Consider the following 18,856-nt stretch of genomic DNA (forward strand, 5'->3'; position numbering starts at 1 on the left):
CAAATAAAATAATTCGAGGAAGCCATGACGACCGATTCGCCCGTGCTCAGTCAGGTACAAGCAGGCGTTGCCTGGATCACCCTCAACCGTGGCCCGCAGCGCAACGCCTTGGACATCCCCACCCTCAAGCACCTGCACACCTTGCTCGATGCCTTCAACACCGACGCCGCTGTGCGCGTCGTGGTATTGACCGGCAACGGTCGCAGTTTCTGCGCGGGTGCCGACCTGGCCGAATGGGCCGACGCCGAAGCCCGTGGCGCCCTCGAAACCTACGGTTGGACCGAAACCGCCCACGCGCTGATGACCCGCCTGCACACCCTCGATAAACCCACGATTGCTGCGATCAATGGCACGGCCGTCGGCGCCGGCATGGACCTGACGTTGTGCTGCGACCTGCGCATCGCGGCCCAATCGGCGCGCTTCAAGGCTGGCTACACCAGCATGGCCTACTCGCCGGACGCAGGCGCCAGCTGGCACTTGCCACGCCTGATTGGCAGCGAGCAAGCCAAGCGCCTGCTGTTCCTCGACGAGCTGTGGAGTGCCGACCGCGCGCTGGTCGCTGGCCTGGTGGGTGAAGTGGTCGCCGATGATCAGCTCCAGGCGCATGCCACCGAATTGGCCGCACGCCTGGCCAGCGGCCCGACCTTCGCCTTCGCCCAGACCAAAACCCTGATCCGCGAAGGCGCCGACCGCAGCCTGCCCGAGCAGTTGCAGGCCGAACTGGCCGCCGGCCTGTTGTGCGGTCGCAGTGCCGACGGCGCCGAAGCCCTGCGCGCATCCATGGAAAAACGCCTCCCGAATTTCTGCGGCAAATAACAACAACACCTCCGAACAGGTAGCGCCATGAATTTCCAACTCAGCCAAGAACAAGACATGTTGGTGGACGCGGTACGCAGTTTTGTTGCCAAGGAATTGTTGCCTCATGAGGAGGCGGTGGACCGTGCCGATGAGGTCTCGCCCGAACTGGCTGCACAGATTCGCGACAAGGCGATTGCCGCCGGTTTCTACGCGTTCAACATGCCGGAAGAGGTGGGTGGCGGAGGCCTGGATTACCTGTCCCAGGCCCTGATCGAGAAGGAGTTGTCGAAGGTCTCGTGGGCACTGCACGTGTTTGTCGCACGGCCGTCCAAGATCTTGATGGCGTGCACGGGGTCGCAGATTGGCGACTACTTGTTGCCGTGCGTGCAGGGCAAGAAAATCGACTGCTTTGCCCTCACCGAACCCGGCGCCGGTTCCGATGCCAACGCCATCAAGACCCGTGCGGTGCGCAGGGGTGATGACTTCGTGATCAATGGCAGCAAGCACTTTATCAGTCATGCCGGGCACGCCGATTTCGCCATTGTGTTCGCGGTCACCGATACCTATGAACACAATGGCCGGCAGCGCAACGCCGTGACCTCGTTCCTGGTGGATCGTGGCACCCCCGGCATGACCATCCGCCGTGGCCCCAAATGCGTGAGCAACCGGGGCTACCACACCTATGAAATGTTCTTCGACGACTGCCGTGTCCCGGCCTCCAAAGTACTGGGCGAAGTGGGTAAGGGCTGGGACGTGGCCAACGCCTGGCTCACCGCCGGCCGCGTGATGGTCGCCGCCAACTGCGTCGGCCAGGCCCAGCGCGCGCTGGAGGTGTCGCTGCAATGGGCGGCGGACCGCAAGCAATTCGGCCAGCCCATCGGCACCTATCAAGGCGTGAGCTTCAAGCTGGCGGACATGGCCACGCAGATTCGCGCAGCCGAACTGCTGACCCTGCACACCGCCTGGAAGATGGACCAGGGCACCATGACCGACGGCGAGGCCGGCATGGCCAAGCTGTTTGCCAGTGAAACCCTGGGCAAGGTCGCCGACGAGGCGGTGCAGATTTTCGGCGGCATGGGCTTGATGGACGAAGGGCCAGTGGAACGCATCTGGCGCAACGCGCGGATCGAGCGGATCTGGGAGGGCACCTCGGAAATCCAGCGCCATATCATTGCCCGTGAACTGTTGCGGCCGCTGTTGCGCTGATCGGCGCGGAGAACGCTTATGTCCCAGGCTATTCGCGACAATCTCAAGCGCCTGCTGGCGCCCCGGCACCTGGCCTTCGTCGGCGGGCGCAGCATGGCGCGTGCGCTCAAGCGCTGCGCCGATGGCGGGTTCACCGGGCCCATGTGGCTGGTCAACCCGCAGCATGACAGCCTCGATGGCGTCCCCTGTGTGCGCCATGTTGCCGATTTACCCTGTGGGCCGGACGCGGTATTTATCGCCACCAACCGCGAACTCACGTTGACCTGCGTCGCCGAACTCGCGGCCATCGGCACGGGCGGCGCCATCTGCTATGCCTCGGGCTTTGCCGAAACCGGGGCCAGCGGGGCGGTCATGCAGCAACAGCTCTTGACGGCGGCGGGTGACATGGCCTTGCTCGGCCCCAACTGCTACGGCTTGCTGGACTACCTGCACTGCTCGGCACTCTGGCCGGTAGCCCACGGCGGCAAGGCGGTAGAGCAGGGCGTAGCGGTGCTGACCCAAAGCGGCAACTTCGCCTACAACCTGTCGATGAGCGACCGTTCGCTGCCGGTGGCCTACATGGCCTCGGTGGGTAACCAGGCGCAATTGGGCGTTGCGGAATTGATGGATGTGCTGCTCGATGAGCCGCGCGTCACCGCTATCGGTCTGCACTTGGAAGGCTTGAAGAACGTGCCGGGGTTTGCCCGCGCAGCGCACAAAGCGCTGGAGAAAGGCATTCCGATTATCGCGCTGAAAACCGGTGTCTCGCAGATCGGTGCCGAGCTGGCCTTGAGTCATACCAGTTCGCTGTCCGGCTCCGACGTTCTGTACGACAGCCTGTTCGCACGGCTGGGCGTGATCCGCGTCAGCGGGCCGGTGAGTTTTGTCGAAACCCTCAAGGCTGCGGCGTGCGGCAATCTTCCTGCGGGCAATAGCCTGATCGCATTGGCCTGTTCCGGAGGCGATGCGGGGCTGATTGCCGACTATGCCGAGCGCAATCACCTGGCCCTGCCCAAGCTCGATGAACGCCAGCGCAGTGAACTGGCGCAGGTATTGCCCAGCTATGCCAACCTGGTCAACCCGCTGGATTTCACGACCGCCATCTGGGGCAACCGTGAAGCCCTGAACACCATGCTCGACACCGCCCTGCGCACCGAAGCCGATGCCGCCATGCTGGTGCTGGATTACCCCGCCGAATTTACGGGCGAGCGCCAGGAGTGCGACCTGCTGTTGGAGCTGTTCTGTAACGCGGTCAGTCGCCATGGCAAGCCCGGCTTTGTCACCTCAGCCTTTCCCGAATTGCTGCCGGCTCATGCCCGTGAGCGCCTGCATGCCCAAGGCATTGCGGCGTTGCAGGGAGTTGAAGACGCACTGGCGGCCTGGGGGCGGATTGCCGACTACCAGAACAACCGACGCGTCTTGCTGGAGCGGGGCGAATCGATCCTCGAACCGCTGTGCCCCCAAGGCCTTACGGGCAGCGGCGAGGCGCTCGACGAATGGGCCTCCAAGCAGGCGTTGCGTGCATTCGGCCTGACCACGCCCGCCGGGGTGCTGAGCACGCCGGGAAGGGCTGTCAGCGATGCAGAACTACTGGGTTATCCGCTGGTGCTCAAGGCAGTCAGCACCCAGCTGCCGCATAAGACCGAAGCCGGTGCCGTGGTGCTCAACCTGCAAAACGGTAGGGCGCTGACCACCGCACTGGCGCAGATGCGCGAGCACATCGCGGCTTATGCGCCGGGTATCGCCTTTGACCAACTGCTGCTGGAGTCCATGGCTGCACCACCGCTGGCCGAGTTGATCGTGGGCATCAAGCGCGAAAACGATTTTGGCCTGGCGCTGGTCATTGGCGCCGGCGGCATCCTGGTCGAATTGCTCAAGGACAGCCGCAGCTTGCTGCTGCCCACCACCGACAGCGCAATCCGCAATGCCCTGTTCAGCCTGCGCAGCGCCGCGTTGCTGCACGGTTTTCGCGGTCGAGACCGGGCGGACATGGACGCACTGGTGGCGGCGATCCGCGCGGTCGCCGATTACGCCTGCGCCAACGCCGGGCAGTTGCTGGAGTTGGATGTAAACCCATTGTTGGTCAATGCCCAGGGCGCCGTGGCGGTCGATGCATTGATTCGTCTAGGAGATGAACATGCACGATAAAACCATGACCGGCGGCCAGGCCCTGGTGCGATTGCTGGCGCAGTATGGCGTCGACACAGTGTTTGGCATTCCCGGCGTGCATACCCTGGAACTGTATCGCGGCCTGCCCGGCAGTGGCATTCGGCATGTGCTCACGCGCCATGAGCAAGGCGCCGGTTTCATGGCCGACGGCTATGCCAGGGTCAGCGGCAAGCCGGGCGTGTGCTTTGTGATTACAGGCCCTGGCGTGACCAATGCGGCCACCGCTATAGGCCAGGCCTATGCCGACTCGATTCCGATGTTGGTGATCTCCAGCGTCAACAGCACCGCCAGCCTCGGCAAAGGGTGGGGCAGCCTGCACGAAACCCAGGACCAGCGTGCGATCACCGCGCCGATCACGGCGTTTTCGGCGGTGGCGTTGAGCGCGGAGGATTTGCCCGAGCTGGTCGCCCGCGCCTTCGCGGTGTTCGACAGTGAGCGACCACGCCCAGTGCATATTTCGGTGCCGCTGGATGTGTTGGCCGCGCCGATCAAGCGCGACTGGAGCCACGAAGTGGTGCGTCGCCCAGGTCGCGGCCTGCCGCCTGCTGAAGCCTTGGATCAGGCCGCGGCCAAGCTCTCGGCGGCCAAGCGGCCAATGATCATTGCCGGCGGCGGTGCACTGGGGGCGGGCGAGGCGTTGCAGCGCTTGAGCACTCACTTGGCGGCGCCCTTCTTTACCAGTGTGGCGGGCAAGGGCTTGTTACCGGTCGACGACCCGCTCAATGCGGGTTCCACCCTGTGTGTCGCTCCGGGCTGGCAACTGATCAGCGAGGCGGATGTGGTGCTGGCGGTGAGTACGGAAATGGCCGACACCGACTATTGGCGCGAGCGTCTGCCCCTCGGCGGTGAGCTGCTGCGGGTCGACATCGACCCGCGCAAGTTCAATGACTTCTACCCCTGTGCCGTGGCGCTGCAAGGCGATGCCCGCCAGACCGTTCAAGCCTTGTTGGAACGCCTGCCGTCCACCCCGCGTAACGCGGATGACGCCATCGCGAAGGTGTCTGCCTTGCTGCAGGCGGTCGAGTTGGGCCACGGCCCCTTGCAGTCCATCCACCAAGCCATTCTCGACCGCATTGCAGCGGAGCTTCCGGCCAACGCCTTTGTGAGCAGCGACATGACCCAGTTGGCCTACACCGGCAACTACGCCTACCGCAGTCGCGCCCCTCGAAGCTGGCTGCATCCCACCGGCTACGGCACCTTGGGTTATGGCCTGCCGGCGGGTATTGGCGCCAAGTTCGGCGCGCCGCAACGACCGGGCCTGGTGCTGGTGGGCGATGGCGGTTTTCTCTACACCGCCCAGGAACTGGCCACTGCCGTCGAGGAATTGGACAGCCCACTGGTGGTGCTGCTGTGGAACAACGACGCCCTCGGCCAGATTCGCGACGACATGCTCGACCTGGATATCGAACCCATCGGCGTGCTGCCACGCAACCCGGATTTCGCACTGTTCGCTCAGGCGTTCGGCTGCACCGTGAACCAGCCCCGCAACCTGGATGAATTGCAGACGGACCTGCGCAACGCGTTCAAACGCAACGGCGTGACCTTGATCGAGTTGAAACATGCCTGTGCCTGTTGACCTTTAGAGAGACAAGACCATGAGCGAAAACAACAACAAAATGACTCAAGCGATGCACCGCCGCGACTTCCTCAAACACAGCGCCGTGGCTGGCGCGGTGGCCGCGGCGTTTTCCATGGGCCTGCCGTTGCACGCCTTTGCCGCCGAAGCCACGCCCAAGCCTGGCGGCGTGTTGCGCCTGGGCCTGGCCGGAGGCAGTACCACCGATTCCCGCGACCCTGGCTCCTGGGTCGACACCTTCACCTTTGTCGGCTTTTCGGCGGTGTACAACACCCTCACCGAAATCGCGGTGGATGGCAGCGCGATTCCCGAATTGGCCGAACGGTTCGAATCCACGCCCGATGCGCGGGTGTGGACCTTCTACTTGCGCCCCGGCGTGACCTTTCACAACGGCAAGAGCCTGGCCGCCGAGGATGTGGTGGCGTCGATCAATCATCACCTCGACGCCAAGTCTACTTCAGCCGCCAAGACCGTCCTCGGCGATGTCGCCAGCGTCACGGCCAAAGGTACGGAGGCGGTAGTGTTCGAGTTGCATTCGGGCAATGCTGACTTCGCCTACGTGGTCGCCGATTACCACTTGGTGATCATGCCTGCCAAGGACGGCGTGGCTGACTGGCAAGCCGGCGTAGGCACCAGCGGCTATCGCCTGAAAAGCTTCGAACCCGGCGTGCGCATGGACCTGGAGCGCAACCCCGACTACTGGAAACCCGGCCGCGCGCACTTCGCCAGCGCCGAGCTACTGGCCATCGCCGACGGCGCCGCGCGGGTCAATGCGCTGGTCACCGGGCAGGTGGATGTGATCAACAAGGTCGACCTGAAAACCGTGGCGCTGCTCAAGCGCAACCCCGGTTTGGTGATTGAAGAAACCAAGGGCGCGCAGCACTACACCTTCCCGATGCTGTGCGACAGCAATGAGTTCAAGAACAACGACATCCGCATGGCAATGAAGCACGCGATTAACCGCGAGACGCTTCTGGCTTCGGTGCTGCATGGCTACGGTCTGGTGGGCAACGACCATCCGATCCAGCCCGGCAGCCGTTTTATCAACAGCGCCCTTGAGCAACGTGCCTACGACCCGGAGAAGTCGCGCTTCTACCTGCGCAAGGCCGGTGTGGAGTCGCTCAAGGTACGCCTGCAAGCTTCTGACGCCGCCTACACCGGCGCGGTGGACGCCTCGGTGTTGTTCAAGGAACAGGCACGCCAGGCCGGCATCGACATCGATGTGGTACGCGAACCGGCCGACGGGTTCTTCTCCAATGTGTGGATGAAGCAGCCGTTCACCACCTCCTTCTGGTACAGCAGCCTGACCGCCGACCGCATGTTCAGCATCGGCTATGCCAAGGGGGCGGCCTGGAATGAAACCCACTGGGACAACCCGCGCTTCAACCAACTGCTCAACGCCGCCCGTGGCGAGATGAACGCGCCGCTGCGCCAGGAGATGTACAACGAAATGCAGGCGCTGTGCCGGGACGATGGCGGCGCGATTGTGCCGCTGTTTGCCAGCTCGGTGGCGGCGCGTTCGAACCGGGTCAACCATGGGCCGCTGACGGCGCCTTATGGCGAGTTGGATGGGTTGCGGTTGATCGAGCGGTGGTGGCAGGCCTGACCCTTGTGGGAGCCGGCATGCCCGCGATGGCGGACCGGAGGTTGGCGGTGATACCGCTGGCCTCATCGCTGGCAAGCCAGCTCCTACATCAGGGCTGTGATGTCTTTGAACGCGTGCCCTTTCAAGGAATCCCACGATGAATAGCTTGTTGAAACTGGTCCTCCAACGCCTGGCCCTCGGCCTGCTGTCGTTGTTTGCCGTGTCGGTGATCATCTTCCTGGCCGTGGGCATGCTGCCGGGAGATATCGCCCAGGCCATGCTCGGCCAGTCTGCCACCCCGGAAACCGTGGCGGCGTTCCGGGCGCAACTCGGCCTGGATTTGCCGCCGTTCACGCGGTTTGCGCAATGGCTGCTGCGGCTGCTGCACGGTGATCTGGGGGCATCCCTGGCGAACCAGCGACCCATCGCCGACCTGATCGGCGCGCGTCTGGGCAACACCCTGAGCCTGGCCGCACTCGCAGCGTTGGTCTCGGTGCCCACGGCGCTGGTGCTGGGCATGCTGGCGGCGCTGTATCGCAACAGCTGGTTCGATCGCCTGCTCAATACCTCTGCGTTGAGCGCGGTGTCGTTCCCGGAGTTCTTTGTGGCCTACCTGCTGATCCTGGTGTTCTCGGTGAAACTCGGCTGGTTCCCCAGCCTTTCCAACCTGGCGCCGGATGCCACCCTTGGCACGATCCTGGAACGCTCGGTACTGCCGGTGGCGACCCTGAGCCTGGTGGTGATCGCGCAGATGATGCGCATGACCCGCGCGTCGCTGATCAACCTGCTGGCCAGTCCCTATATCGAAATGGCCCGACTCAAGGGTATCAGTCAATCGCGGATTATCTGGCGGCACGCGTTACCCAACGCACTGGCGCCTATCGTCAACGTGGTCGCGCTGAACCTGGCGTACCTGGTGGTGGGTGTGGTGGTGGTCGAGGTGGTGTTTGTCTATCCCGGTCTCGGCCAGTTGCTGGTGGACTCGGTGTCCAAGCGTGACATCCCGGTGGTGCAGGCCTGCAGCCTGATCTTTGCCGCGACCTACATCCTGCTCAATACCGGGGCTGACGTGTTGTCCATCGCCAGCAACCCACGCCTGATGCATCCCAAGGGGTAGCCCATGAACCTGCTGAGCCAAGTGGCCCGCGCGCCGTTGAGCGCCAAGTTCGGCCTGCTGATCATTGTGTTGTACGTCCTGGTTGCGCTGTTCGCACCGCTGCTGGCGCCCTATGGCGAAACCCAGGTGGTGGGCGAGGGTTTTGCGCCCTGGAGCGGCCAGTTCCTGCTGGGCACCGATAACCTGGGGCGCGACATGTTCAGCCGCCTGGTGTACGGCGCGCGCAATACCCTGGGCATCGCGTTCCTGACCACCACATTGGCGTTTCTGCTCGGCGGCTTGAGCGGTTTGGTGGCGGCGATCAAGGGCGGTTGGATTGACCAGGGTTTGTCGCGGGTGGTGGATGTGCTCATGGCCATTCCGCAGTTGATCTTCGCCTTGCTGATTCTGAGCGTGGTGGGCACCAACGCCACGTCGCTGGTGCTGGTGATTGCGTTGCTGGATTCGACCCGGGTGTTTCGCCTCTCGCGTGCCGTGGCGATGACCGTGGTGGTGCAGGACTTTGTCGAGGCCGCCCGCCTGCGCGGTGAAGGCTTGTGGTGGCTGGTCACCCGCGAAGTCCTGCCCAACGCCGCCGCGCCGCTGATTGCCGAATTCGGCCTGCGCTTCTGCTTTGTGTTTCTGTTTATCAGCGCGCTGTCGTTCCTCGGCCTGGGCATCCAGCCGCCCACCGCCGACTGGGGCAGCATGGTGCGCGACAACGCGGTGTTGATCACCTTCGGCGACATCAGCCCGTTGCTGCCGGCCCTGGCGGTGGCGTTGATCACCGTCAGCGTGAATTTTGTCGTCGACTGGATGCTGCATAAATCCAGCGGCCTGAAGGAGTGTTGAGGATGGACAAGCCACTGCTGGAAATCCGCAACCTGCAGATCGAAGGGCATTACGAAGACGCCTGGCACCCGCTGATCAAGGGCATCGACCTGACCTTGCAGCGCGGTGAAGTATTGGGGCTGATCGGCGAGTCGGGTGCGGGTAAATCCACGCTCGGTCTGGCAGCGATGGGCTATGCGCGGGACGGTTGCCGCATCACCGGCGGCTCGGTGTGTTTCGACGGCATCCAGTTGCTGCAGGCCAAACCCGGGGCGCTGCGCCAGCTGCGTGGTTTGCGCATTGCGTACGTGGCGCAAAGTGCGGCAGCGTCGTTCAACCCGGCGCATCGCCTGATCGACCAGCATGTGGAAACGGCGGTGATCAACGGCGGCGTCGACCGTGCCCAGGCCGAGCGCGAAGCGGTGCAATTGTACCGTGTGCTGCGCCTGCCCAACCCGCAGACCATTGGCCAGCGCTACCCCCATCAAGTCTCCGGCGGGCAGTTGCAACGGGTGATGACCGCGATGGCCATGGCCTGTCACCCGGACCTGATTATCTTCGATGAACCCACCACGGCCCTCGACGTCACCACCCAGATCGAAGTACTGGCAGCCATCCGCGACGCGGTAAAAACCTTTGGCAGCGCCGCGTTGTACATCAGTCATGACCTGGCGGTGGTGGCACAGATGGCCGACCGCATCATGGTGCTGCGCCATGGCAAGCTGGTGGAAGAGGCCGATACCCGCAGCATGCTCAGCCAGCCGCAGCAGGACTACACCAAGTCCCTGTGGGCAGTGCGCAGTTTTCGCACCGAGCCCAAGGCGTGTCCGGTCCAGCAAGTGCCGTTGTTGGATGTGCAGCAGGTGAGCGCCAGTTATGGGCATCAACCGGTGCTGCATGAGGTGTCGATGAAGCTCTATCGTGGCCAGACCCTGGCGGTGATCGGCGAGTCCGGCAGTGGCAAAAGCTCCACGGCGCGTTTGATCACCGGGTTGCTGCCGGCGACGGCGGGGCAGGTGATGTATGACGGCGCGCCCTTGCCCGCGGACTTTCGAAAGCGCAGCAAGGAGCAACTGCGACGTATCCAGATGATCTATCAAATCCCGGACACCGCGCTGAATCCGCGTCAGCGCATCGTCGACATCATCGGCCGGCCGCTCACGTTTTACCTGGGCCTCAAGGGCAAGGCCCTGCGCGCGCGGGTCGCCGAGTTGCTGGAGATGATCGAGTTGGACCCGGCGGTGTTCATGGCGCGCCAGCCGCGCGAACTGTCCGGTGGCCAGAAACAGCGGATTTGCATCGCCCGCGCGCTGGCGGCCGACCCGCAACTGATCATCTGCGACGAAGTCACCTCGGCCCTCGATCAACTGGTGGCCGAGGGCGTGTTGAAACTGCTCGACCGCCTCCAACAGCAATTGGGCGTGGCCTACCTGTTTATCACCCACGACGTGGCCACCGTGCGTGCGATTGCCGACGAGGTGGTGGTGATGCAGCGGGGCAGGGTGGTGGACCAGGGCAGCCGCAACGCGATTTTTACCCCGCCGTACCAGGACTACACCGGCCTGCTGTTTTCATCGGAGCCGGAAATGGACCCGGACTGGCTCGATCACTTGCTGGCCCAACGGGCAGCGCACACCGTTTGAGGAATTTGTATGAAGGTTTTGATTGTTCACGCCCACCCTGAGCCACAGTCGTTTACCGCTGCCTTGCGCGACCAGGCGGTCGCCACGCTGGAGCGCCAGGGGCATGAGGTTCAGGTCAGTGATTTGTACGCCATGCAGTGGAACCCGGTGGCGTCGGCGGCGGACTTTTCGTCGCGGGAAAATCCCGACTACCTGGTGTATGCCCTGGAGCAGCGCCTGGGGGTGAAAAAGCAGTCGATCGCGGCGGACATCCAGGGCGAATTGGACAAGCTGCTGTGGGCTGACCTGTTGATCCTCAACTTTCCGATCTTCTGGTTCTCGGCGCCGGCGATGCTCAAGGGCTGGATCGACCGGGTGCTGGTGTCGGGGGTGTGTTACGGCGGCAAGCGCTTTTACGATCAGGGTGGGCTGGCGGGCAAGCGTGCGCTGGTCACGGTGACCCTGGGCGGACGTGAGCACATGTTTGGTGAGGGCGCGATCCACGGGCCGCTGGAGGATATGTTACGGCCTATTCTGCGCGGAACGCTGGCGTATGTGGGCTATGACGTGCTGGCACCGTACGTGGCGTGGCATGTGCCGTATATCAGTGCTGAAGCGCGACAGGAGTTCCTGGTGGGGTATGCGCAGCGGTTGCAAGGGCTGGCGGATGAACAGCCCTTGGTGTTTCCGAAGCTTGAGCAGTTTGATGAGGCGCTGTATCCCCTGTCGTGAGCCAAACACTGATCAAATGTGGGAGCTGGCTTGCCTGCAATAACAGTACATCAGCTACAGATTTGTAGCCTGACACTGCGCCATCGCAGGCAGGCCGGCTCCTACATTTCGATCTCGACCAATCAGTTGGTTTTGTGTGGTTGGCGCAAACGCTCCGCCGCACTGCGCAGCAATTGCTCGGTGCCGTCCCAGCCCAGGCAGCCGTCGGTCACGGACACGCCGTATTTCATCGACGCGCTCAGCGGCTGGCAGCCTTCGAACAGGTGGCTTTCGAGCATCATGCCGATCAGCGAGGTGTCGCCCTTAAGGCGTTGTTCCAGTACTTCGTTGAACACCGCCGGTTGACGCAACGGGTCCTTGCCGCTGTTGGCGTGGCTGCAATCGACCATGATCCGCGCCGCCACCTTGGACTTGGCCAGGTCGTGCTTCACCTGCGCCACGTTCTGCGCATCGTAGTTCGGCCCACGATGACCGCCGCGCAGTACCAGGTGCGTGTCGGGGTTGCCCGTGGTCTGGATAATCGCCGGGTGGCCCTGGCTGTCGACGCCGAAATGGCGGTGCGGGTGAGAGGCCGAGCGCATCGCGTCGCAGGCAATCGCCACGCCGCCGTCGGTGCCGTTCTTGAAGCCCACGGGCATGCCCAGGCCGCTGGCCATCTCGCGGTGGATCTGCGATTCGGTGGTGCGCGCACCAATCGCGACCCAGCTGAGCAAGTCATCGAAGTAGCCGGCGGCCATCGGTTGCAGCAGTTCAGTGGCGACCGGCAGACCCAGGCGCAGCATTTCTCGCATCAGTTCGCGGGACAGCGTGATGCCGGCGGCCATGTCATCGCTGCCATCCAGGTGCGGGTCGTAGGCCAGGCCTTTCCAGCCGATGGTGGTGCGCGGTTTTTCGACGTAGGCACGGATCACCAGCAGCATCTGGTCGCTGACTTCCAGCGCGAGCTTCCTCAGGTTGCGTGCGTATTCCATGGCCGATTCCGGGTCGTGGATCGAGCACGGGCCGACGATCACCAGCAAACGCGAATCTTCGCCATTGAGGATGGCGCGCACGGCGTGGCGATGGGCGTGGACTTGTTCGTTGAGGAAGGGGCTGAGCGGCAGCTTGAGCTTTACATCCAGGGAGCTGGGCAGACGCTGGGTCAGGGCTTCATTGGCACTGGTGAGGGCAGAAACGGGCAGAGCGGCGGTGGCAGAGTTCATATTCAAGGCTTCCTGGGCAAGCGGCGGGCAGTTCCCGCGCGCTTTGCCCTACTGGGGTGTTCGACAATTGGCCGTGTTGGCTACGTGTGTTGGCTTGCCACCAATAGGTGACCGATCGGAGGCGGCAGGCTGTCCCGAGCGGAGCTGGCTAAATCGCCATGCGGTGGAGGTGTCGTAGCGGTAATAGGTGGCGTAGTTCATGTCGTGTGTCCTTTAAAGTGTTCTGCAAAGTTGATAGAGGCCTGAAAAAACAAAACCCCCGATCGGGGAGCCGACCGGGGGTTTAGATTTCTCTGGTAGGCGACCCCTTGAGTAGTGGGCGCCGATTTCAGGTATCAGGCGCGCCAGTGGCTAAACCAATACCCAAAATAAAAGCTTACCGCTGCGCTCGAACCGCTCACACGGGTAGCCGACACCGAGCGCGAGGCGCTGGCAGCAGGGCAAACCTGAGTGTGGGTGAGTTGCAACATGGTAGGTCTCCAAATGATGGGGGGAGCTTACTAGAGGCATGCAGGAGGATTCAATCAGTAATTTCTATCGCGCACCGACCCCAACCGCTATGGGGCGAGATATGCTTGTAGGCACTTGATGATGCTTGGACGCGACCATGACTGCCCTGACCCTTGCTGCTGCTCAAACCCTTTCCATCGCGGGCGACCTGCCGGCCAATATCGAACGCCACCTGGCATTCATGCAAGCAGCTGCCGGCCATGGCGTGCAAGTGCTGGTGTTTCCGGAGCTGTCGTTGACCGGGTACGAACCGTCATTGGCGGCAGGCTTGGCGATTGCGCCTGACGACCCTGTGTTGACGCCACTGCGGGACATGGCGCGGGAACTGCGGCTGACGGCGGTGGTGGGTATGCCCATCCGCCTGGCGCCTGAAGGGGGAGTGTTGATCGGTGCGCTGGTGTTGGCCGCGGATGGCTCCGTGGCGGTCTACACCAAACAGCATTTGCATCCTGGCGAAGAACTGGCATTTGTCGCGGGGCAGGGCGGCGCGGCCCTGGAACGGGGGAGCGACCGAATTGCGCTGGCGGTGTGCGCGGACTTCACCCATGCCAGCCATCCGCGTCTCGCGGCTGAGGCCGGCGCCACGGTTTACGCCGCCGGCGTGTTGATCAGCGAGGGCGGCTACGCCACAGACAGCGCGTTGCTCCAGGGCTATGCGGCCGAGCATGGCCTGCTGGTGTTGATGGCTAACCATGGTGGCCCATCCGGTGGTTATGTGTGCGCCGGTCGCAGCGCTATCTGGACGGCTGACGGCGGTTTACTCGCCGCTGTCTCTGGTGTCGGCGAGGCGCTGGTGATTGCCCGTCGCCAGGGCGGGCAGTGGGCCGGTCAAGTGGTTGCCGTCTGAATGGCGTTCCATCTGCGCGCGGCGACAGACCAGGACCTGCCGTTTGCACGAAACCTGACCTTTGCAGCCATGAGCCGTTACTACCGGCAGTACGGCCTGGTGTGGTCCAACGATGGCTTCGACGTCGCCTGGGCGGGCCGCGAGAACTGGCTGGTCTGCAACGAGGATGAGGTGATGGGCTTTATCAGTTTGAGCCGCGACAGCCGAGCGCTCTATATCCGCGAGTTGCATATGCTTGAGGCCTGTCGAGGGCTGGGCGCGGGCAGTTGGGTGTTGGAGCAGATGGCAATCAAGGCCCAGGCCCTGGGCTTGTTGCGCCTGACCGTGTTCAAGACCAATCCGGCGAGGAGGCTCTATCAGCGCTGCGGGTTGAGCATTGTCGGTGAGGAAGACTGCTTCTGGCGCATGGAGCGCGTCTGCCATTCAAGCTAAACCATGCATCTGACGCTAATAAGCGCATACTGGCTTCAGGAAATGACTTCCTGAGCGTTGTGCTGGCTATCGGCCTCAGCAAGGATGATCCCTTCTTTCATGCCCAACAGGACCGCCACCTTGTGGGCTTCTCCACGCCGTCCCTTTTTGCGCCCAGCGAGCACTTGATAGGTGGTTGCCGGATCAACGCCATGTTCACGAGCGAACGCTTGGACTGACTTGCCTTGATGTTCCAGCCAGGCCTTGGCTTGTGCAGCAGTACGGATTCCGGGCATAGTTCAAAACCGTTCAAATTCGTTTAACAATGAGATGAGGGTGTCACCTCTTGGGGTGTGCCAAAAAGGATCATACATCCAAATGAGTGGAATCGGTTCGCGTTTGAGGCAAGAGAGAGAGCGACTTGGCCTGTCGCAAAAAGTATTTGGTGAAATAGGAGGCGTTGAAGCCAACGCGCAAGGTAAATACGAAAGCGGAGGGCGAGCACCCAAGGCTGACTACTTGTCGCGTGTGGCCGAAAAGGGAGTAGATGTGTTGTACGTGCTGACCGGTGTGACTACGCCGATCCAGCTGGAAAACCTCAGCCAGATCGAAGAAAAGGTACTGGGTGACTACCGCGCAATGTTCAAGGAAGACCAGGCTGCGATCCGCCGCTTGACGTCAACTCTGGCCGAGCACTCCGTTTTGCAGAACGGGAAAACCAAGCCGCAGTCCCAGGATTCCTGACCCGCTGCCCAACAAATACAGCCGTTCACCCCTTGGTGGGCGGCCACTGTGTGTTCAAACGCTATATATATGACGCTTGCAGCTAGGTCTGCGCCTTGGTTTTTTGCTAAGGTGTTCAGCAACCTATAAGACCATATCGCGAGGTGTCTGCTTGATTAGGGTGCTAGTAGTCGATGACCATGATCTCGTTCGTACAGGCATTACACGAATGCTGGCTGACATCGATGGCCTGCAAGTAGTCGGCCAGGCCGAATCGGGTGAAGAGTCCCTGATCAAGGCCCGGGAGTTGAAACCCGATGTGGTGCTGATGGATGTCAAGATGCCTGGTATCGGCGGTCTTGGCGCCACGACCAAATTGTTGCGCAGCCATCCGGACATCAAAGTCGTGGTGGTGACCGTGTGTGAAGAAGACCCGTTCCCGACTCGCCTGTTGCAGGCGGGCGCAGCCGGTTACCTGACCAAAGGTGCAGGCCTGGCCGAGATGGTGCAAGCCATCCGCCTGGTGTTTGCCGGCCAGCGTTACATCAGTCCGCAGATTGCCCAGCAATTGGCCATCAAATCTTTCCAGCCCGTCAGCGACTCGCCATTCGATGCGCTGTCGGAGCGGGAAATCCAGATCGCCTTGATGATCGTCGGTTGCCAGAAGGTGCAGACGATCTCCGACAAGCTGTGCCTGTCGCCCAAGACCGTCAACACCTACCGCTATCGCATTTTCGAGAAGCTCGCCATCAGCAGTGATGTTGAATTGACCCTGCTCGCAGTGCGCCACGGCATGGTGGACGCCAGCGCCTGACATGACCACACCGTTTGATCCAAGTGCCTTCCTCTCTACCTGCAGTGGCCGCCCCGGCGTGTACCGCATGTTCGACAGCGAGGCACGCCTGCTCTATGTCGGCAAAGCCAAGAACCTGAAAAACCGCCTGGCGAGCTACTTTCGCAAGAGCGGTCTCGCGCCCAAGACCGCGGCGCTGGTGGCGCGTATCGCCCAGGTCGAAACCACCATTACCGCCAATGAAACCGAAGCGCTGCTGCTCGAGCAGACGCTGATCAAGGAATGGCGGCCGCCCTACAACATTCTGCTGCGCGACGATAAATCCTACCCGTACGTGTTTTTGTCCGACGGCAACTTCCCACGCCTGAGCATTCACCGGGGCGCAAAGAAGCAGAAGGGCAAGTACTTCGGCCCCTATCCGAGCGCCGGCGCGATCCGCGAAAGCCTGAGCCTGCTGCAAAAAACCTTTTTTGTCCGCCAGTGCGAAGACAGCTTCTACAAGAACCGCACGCGGCCGTGCCTGCAATACCAGATCAAGCGCTGCAAGGCCCCGTGCGTCGGCCTGGTCGAGCCGGCCGAGTATGCCGAGGATGTACGCCATTCGGTGATGTTCCTCGAAGGGCGCAGCAATGCCCTCACCGACGAGCTTTCCGGCGCCATGGAGCAGGCCGCCAGCACCCTGGACTTCGAGCGCGCCGCTGAGCTGCGTGACCAGATCTCGCTGCTGCGCCGTGTGCAGGATCAGCAGAGCATAGAAGGCGGCAGCGGTGACGTGGATGTCATCGCGGCCTTCGTCAATCCGGGCGGCGCCTGCGTGCACCTGATCAGCGTGCGGGGCGGGCGGGTACTGGGCAGCAAGAACTTCTTTCCGCAGACCGGTATCGATGAGGAAGTGGCCGAAGTCATGGCGGCCTTCCTTGGGCAGTACTACGTCAGCAGCCCCGAGCGCGACCTGCCGTCGGAACTGATCGTCAATGTGGTGCATGAAGACTTCCCCACACTGATCGAGGCGATCCACGAACTGCGCGGCCGCGAGCTGGACATCAGCCACCGCGTTCGCGGCACCCGCGCGCGTTGGCAGCAACTGGCGGTGACCAATGCCGAACAGGCCCTGGGCGCGAGGCTGGCCAATCGACAGCACGTCGCTGCACGCTTCGATGCCTTGGCCGAAGTCCTCAACCTGGACGAACCGCCGCAGCGCCTGGAGTGCTATGACATCAGCCACTCCAGCGGCGAGGCCACGGTGGCCTCCTGCGTGGTATTCGGCCCGGAAGGGCCGATCAAATCCGATTACCGGCGCTATAACATCGAAGGCGTCACCGCCGGCGATGACTACGCGGCCATGCACCAGGCCTTGACCCGGCGTTTCAGCAAGTTGAAGGACGGCGAGGGCAAGTTGCCGGATATTCTGCTGGTCGACGGCGGCAAGGGCCAGTTGTCCATGGCCCGCGATGTGCTCAACGAGCTGGCGGTGCCCGACTTGATCCTGCTCGGCGTGGCCAAGGGCGCCACGCGCAAGGCTGGTTTCGAGACGTTGTACTTGAATGATGCCGCCCATGAGTTCACCTTGAAGGGTGACTCACCCGCGCTGCACCTGATCCAGCAGATCCGCGACGAAGCCCACCGTTTCGCAATTACCGGCCACCGCGCCCGGCGTGGCAAAACCCGGCGAACCTCAACCCTGGAAGGGGTGGCGGGGGTTGGGCCGACACGGCGTCGCGACTTGCTTAAACATTTTGGTGGCTTGCAGGAGCTGTCCCGTGCCAGCATTGACGAAATAGCCAAAGCACCCGGTATCAGTAAAAAGCTCGCTGAGTTGATTTATGCGAATCTGCATAGCGAATAGAATGCCTTTCCACCTCGTAGCCAGTTGTGCCGATGAATATCCCTAATCTGATCACCGTTCTACGCGTCCTGCTTATTCCGATTTTTATCCTGTTGTTCTATTTGCCGTATGAATGGAGCTACGCGGCCTCCAGTTCGGTGTTTGCCTTCGCGGCCGCCACCGACTGGCTCGACGGTTACCTGGCCCGCCGCCTGGAACAGAGCACGCCGTTCGGCGCGTTCCTCGACCCGGTGGCCGACAAACTCATGGTCGCCGTCGCCCTGGTCCTGCTGGTGCAAGAACATGGCAACCTGTGGCTGACCCTGCCGGCCGCCGTGATCATCGGCCGCGAGATCGTGGTCTCGGCCCTGCGTGAATGGATGGCCGAAATCGGCGCCCGCGCTCACGTCGCCGTCTCCAATATGGGCAAATGGAAAACCGCTGCGCAAATGCTTGCGCTGGTTATCCTGTTGGCCAACCCGTCGGACTTCACCTTCTGGGTCCTGCTGGGCTACGCCTTGCTGCTCATTGCTGCGGGCCTGACGCTGTGGTCCATGCTCCAGTATCTGCGCGCCGCCTGGCCGCATCTGCGCACCACCGTTGAAAAGAAATAAAACTTTTTTGAATCAAGGGGTTGACGGGTTCTGATAATTCTATAGAATGCGCATCACCAAGACGCGGGAATAGCTCAGTTGGTAGAGCACGACCTTGCCAAGGTCGGGGTCGCGAGTTCGAGTCTCGTTTCCCGCTCCAAATACAAAGAAAAAGCCACTCTAACGAGTGGCTTTTTTTTGCCTGCGATTTGGCCTTTTCTACGATCAGCAGCGGGATGATGGCTTTGCCCAGGCTTCCCGTCCCGATTAAGCCGATATTCATACGGGGCCCCGCTTTTCGGCTCGGGCGAGCATCCAGGCCGCTGAGTATGTGGGCGAGGGGATTGCTACGGGAGGG

General features: G+C 62.3%; 17 protein-coding genes and 1 tRNA gene. 16 read left to right on the forward strand and 2 right to left on the reverse strand.

The window, feature by feature from the left end:
* The first annotated feature begins 24 nt into the window (after positions 1-24).
* The 9 genes from CWC48_RS22030 to CWC48_RS22070 all read left to right on the forward strand — a co-directional run bounded on the left by CWC48_RS22030 (position 25) and on the right by CWC48_RS22070 (position 11,594).
* Positions 25-816 carry an enoyl-CoA hydratase/isomerase family protein gene (locus CWC48_RS22030; RefSeq protein WP_100490307.1) on the forward strand — a complete coding sequence of 264 codons (792 nt, stop codon included), beginning with the start codon at positions 25-27 and terminating at the stop codon, positions 814-816.
* 27 nt (positions 817-843) lie between these two features.
* On the forward strand, positions 844-2,004 hold the full coding sequence (locus CWC48_RS22035; protein WP_100490308.1) for an acyl-CoA dehydrogenase family protein: 1,161 nt from the start codon (positions 844-846) through the stop codon (positions 2,002-2,004).
* Positions 2,005-2,022: 18 nt separating this feature from the next.
* A complete protein-coding gene (locus tag CWC48_RS22040) occupies positions 2,023-4,131 on the forward strand; it encodes an acetate--CoA ligase family protein (protein WP_100490309.1) in 2,109 nt (702 codons plus the stop codon).
* A complete protein-coding gene (locus CWC48_RS22045) occupies positions 4,121-5,728 on the forward strand; it encodes a 5-guanidino-2-oxopentanoate decarboxylase (RefSeq protein WP_100490310.1) in 1,608 nt (535 codons plus the stop codon). Before CWC48_RS22040 ends, CWC48_RS22045 begins: the two co-directional genes overlap by 11 nt.
* A 19-nt stretch (positions 5,729-5,747) precedes the next feature.
* Positions 5,748-7,334 carry an ABC transporter substrate-binding protein gene (locus tag CWC48_RS22050; RefSeq protein ID WP_100490311.1) on the forward strand — a complete coding sequence of 529 codons (1,587 nt, stop codon included), beginning with the start codon at positions 5,748-5,750 and terminating at the stop codon, positions 7,332-7,334.
* A gap of 136 nt (positions 7,335-7,470) precedes the next feature.
* Positions 7,471-8,430, forward strand: coding sequence for an ABC transporter permease (locus tag CWC48_RS22055; protein WP_100490312.1), 960 nt, complete (start codon positions 7,471-7,473; stop codon positions 8,428-8,430).
* Positions 8,431-8,433: 3 nt separating this feature from the next.
* Positions 8,434-9,261, forward strand: coding sequence for an ABC transporter permease (locus tag CWC48_RS22060; protein ID WP_099492799.1), 828 nt, complete (start codon positions 8,434-8,436; stop codon positions 9,259-9,261).
* Between the two features lie 2 nt (positions 9,262-9,263).
* On the forward strand, positions 9,264-10,883 hold the full coding sequence (locus tag CWC48_RS22065) for an ABC transporter ATP-binding protein (RefSeq protein ID WP_100490313.1): 1,620 nt from the start codon (positions 9,264-9,266) through the stop codon (positions 10,881-10,883).
* A 9-nt stretch (positions 10,884-10,892) separates the two neighbouring features.
* Positions 10,893-11,594 carry an NAD(P)H-dependent oxidoreductase gene (locus CWC48_RS22070; protein ID WP_099492796.1) on the forward strand — a complete coding sequence of 234 codons (702 nt, stop codon included), beginning with the start codon at positions 10,893-10,895 and terminating at the stop codon, positions 11,592-11,594.
* Between the two features lie 122 nt (positions 11,595-11,716).
* Here CWC48_RS22070 and CWC48_RS22075 read toward each other — a convergent pair whose 3' ends face one another.
* Entirely contained in the window at positions 11,717-12,796 is a 1,080-nt protein-coding gene (locus CWC48_RS22075) for a 3-deoxy-7-phosphoheptulonate synthase (RefSeq protein ID WP_100490314.1), read from the reverse strand.
* 607 nt (positions 12,797-13,403) lie between these two features.
* Between CWC48_RS22075 and CWC48_RS22080 the strand changes: the two genes are divergently transcribed.
* Both CWC48_RS22080 and CWC48_RS22085 read left to right on the forward strand, forming a co-directional pair.
* Complete coding sequence (locus CWC48_RS22080) at positions 13,404-14,153, forward strand: carbon-nitrogen hydrolase family protein (RefSeq protein ID WP_100490315.1); 750 nt, start codon at positions 13,404-13,406, stop codon at positions 14,151-14,153.
* The gene (locus tag CWC48_RS22085) at positions 14,154-14,585 is read left to right on the forward strand and encodes a GNAT family N-acetyltransferase (protein ID WP_100490316.1); all 432 of its coding nucleotides are present in this window, start codon (positions 14,154-14,156) and stop codon (positions 14,583-14,585) included. It begins immediately after the preceding gene.
* A 35-nt stretch (positions 14,586-14,620) separates the two neighbouring features.
* Here CWC48_RS22085 and CWC48_RS22090 read toward each other — a convergent pair whose 3' ends face one another.
* Positions 14,621-14,860, reverse strand: a complete 240-nt coding sequence (locus tag CWC48_RS22090) for a DNA-binding protein (protein ID WP_078049181.1) — start codon at positions 14,858-14,860, stop codon at positions 14,621-14,623.
* An 82-nt stretch (positions 14,861-14,942) separates the two neighbouring features.
* Here CWC48_RS22090 and CWC48_RS22095 point away from each other — a divergent pair, with 82 nt between their 5' ends.
* The 5 genes from CWC48_RS22095 (at position 14,943) to CWC48_RS22115 (ending at position 18,658) form a co-directional block, all read left to right on the forward strand.
* Complete coding sequence (locus CWC48_RS22095; RefSeq protein WP_099492792.1) at positions 14,943-15,308, forward strand: helix-turn-helix domain-containing protein; 366 nt, start codon at positions 14,943-14,945, stop codon at positions 15,306-15,308.
* 151 nt (positions 15,309-15,459) lie between these two features.
* Positions 15,460-16,101, forward strand: coding sequence for a UvrY/SirA/GacA family response regulator transcription factor (gene uvrY, locus CWC48_RS22100; protein WP_032886613.1), 642 nt, complete (start codon positions 15,460-15,462; stop codon positions 16,099-16,101).
* Between the two features lies 1 nt (position 16,102).
* Positions 16,103-17,926: an excinuclease ABC subunit UvrC gene (uvrC, locus tag CWC48_RS22105; protein WP_100490317.1), complete on the forward strand. Its 1,824-nt coding sequence runs from the start codon at positions 16,103-16,105 to the stop codon at positions 17,924-17,926.
* A 32-nt stretch (positions 17,927-17,958) separates the two neighbouring features.
* Entirely contained in the window at positions 17,959-18,519 is a 561-nt protein-coding gene (gene pgsA, locus CWC48_RS22110; RefSeq protein ID WP_099492790.1) for a CDP-diacylglycerol--glycerol-3-phosphate 3-phosphatidyltransferase, read from the forward strand.
* 63 nt (positions 18,520-18,582) lie between these two features.
* Positions 18,583-18,658, forward strand: a tRNA-Gly gene (locus CWC48_RS22115).
* Positions 18,659-18,856: the final 198 nt, after the last annotated feature.

It is taken from the genome of Pseudomonas sp. S10E 269 (assembly GCF_002798465.1).
Classification (GTDB): Bacteria; Pseudomonadota; Gammaproteobacteria; order Pseudomonadales; family Pseudomonadaceae; genus Aquipseudomonas; species Aquipseudomonas pergaminensis.

Excerpts from the sequence above, each read along its gene's own strand:
- CWC48_RS22030 (WP_100490307.1), top strand. The coding sequence starts at position 25 with ATGACGACCGATTCGCCCGTGCTCAGTCAGGTACAAGCAGGCGTTGCC.
- CWC48_RS22035 (WP_100490308.1), top strand. The coding sequence starts at position 844 with ATGAATTTCCAACTCAGCCAAGAACAAGACATGTTGGTGGACGCGGTA.
- CWC48_RS22040 (WP_100490309.1), top strand. The coding sequence starts at position 2,023 with ATGTCCCAGGCTATTCGCGACAATCTCAAGCGCCTGCTGGCGCCCCGG.
- CWC48_RS22045 (WP_100490310.1), top strand. The coding sequence starts at position 4,121 with ATGCACGATAAAACCATGACCGGCGGCCAGGCCCTGGTGCGATTGCTG.
- CWC48_RS22050 (WP_100490311.1), top strand. The coding sequence starts at position 5,748 with ATGAGCGAAAACAACAACAAAATGACTCAAGCGATGCACCGCCGCGAC.
- CWC48_RS22055 (WP_100490312.1), top strand. The coding sequence starts at position 7,471 with ATGAATAGCTTGTTGAAACTGGTCCTCCAACGCCTGGCCCTCGGCCTG.
- CWC48_RS22060 (WP_099492799.1), top strand. The coding sequence starts at position 8,434 with ATGAACCTGCTGAGCCAAGTGGCCCGCGCGCCGTTGAGCGCCAAGTTC.
- CWC48_RS22065 (WP_100490313.1), top strand. The coding sequence starts at position 9,264 with ATGGACAAGCCACTGCTGGAAATCCGCAACCTGCAGATCGAAGGGCAT.
- CWC48_RS22070 (WP_099492796.1), top strand. The coding sequence starts at position 10,893 with ATGAAGGTTTTGATTGTTCACGCCCACCCTGAGCCACAGTCGTTTACC.
- CWC48_RS22075 (WP_100490314.1), bottom strand. The coding sequence starts at position 12,796 with ATGAACTCTGCCACCGCCGCTCTGCCCGTTTCTGCCCTCACCAGTGCC.
- CWC48_RS22080 (WP_100490315.1), top strand. The coding sequence starts at position 13,404 with ATGACTGCCCTGACCCTTGCTGCTGCTCAAACCCTTTCCATCGCGGGC.
- CWC48_RS22085 (WP_100490316.1), top strand. The coding sequence starts at position 14,154 with ATGGCGTTCCATCTGCGCGCGGCGACAGACCAGGACCTGCCGTTTGCA.
- CWC48_RS22090 (WP_078049181.1), bottom strand. The coding sequence starts at position 14,860 with ATGCCCGGAATCCGTACTGCTGCACAAGCCAAGGCCTGGCTGGAACAT.
- CWC48_RS22095 (WP_099492792.1), top strand. The coding sequence starts at position 14,943 with ATGAGTGGAATCGGTTCGCGTTTGAGGCAAGAGAGAGAGCGACTTGGC.
- uvrC (WP_100490317.1), top strand. The coding sequence starts at position 16,103 with ATGACCACACCGTTTGATCCAAGTGCCTTCCTCTCTACCTGCAGTGGC.
- pgsA (WP_099492790.1), top strand. The coding sequence starts at position 17,959 with ATGAATATCCCTAATCTGATCACCGTTCTACGCGTCCTGCTTATTCCG.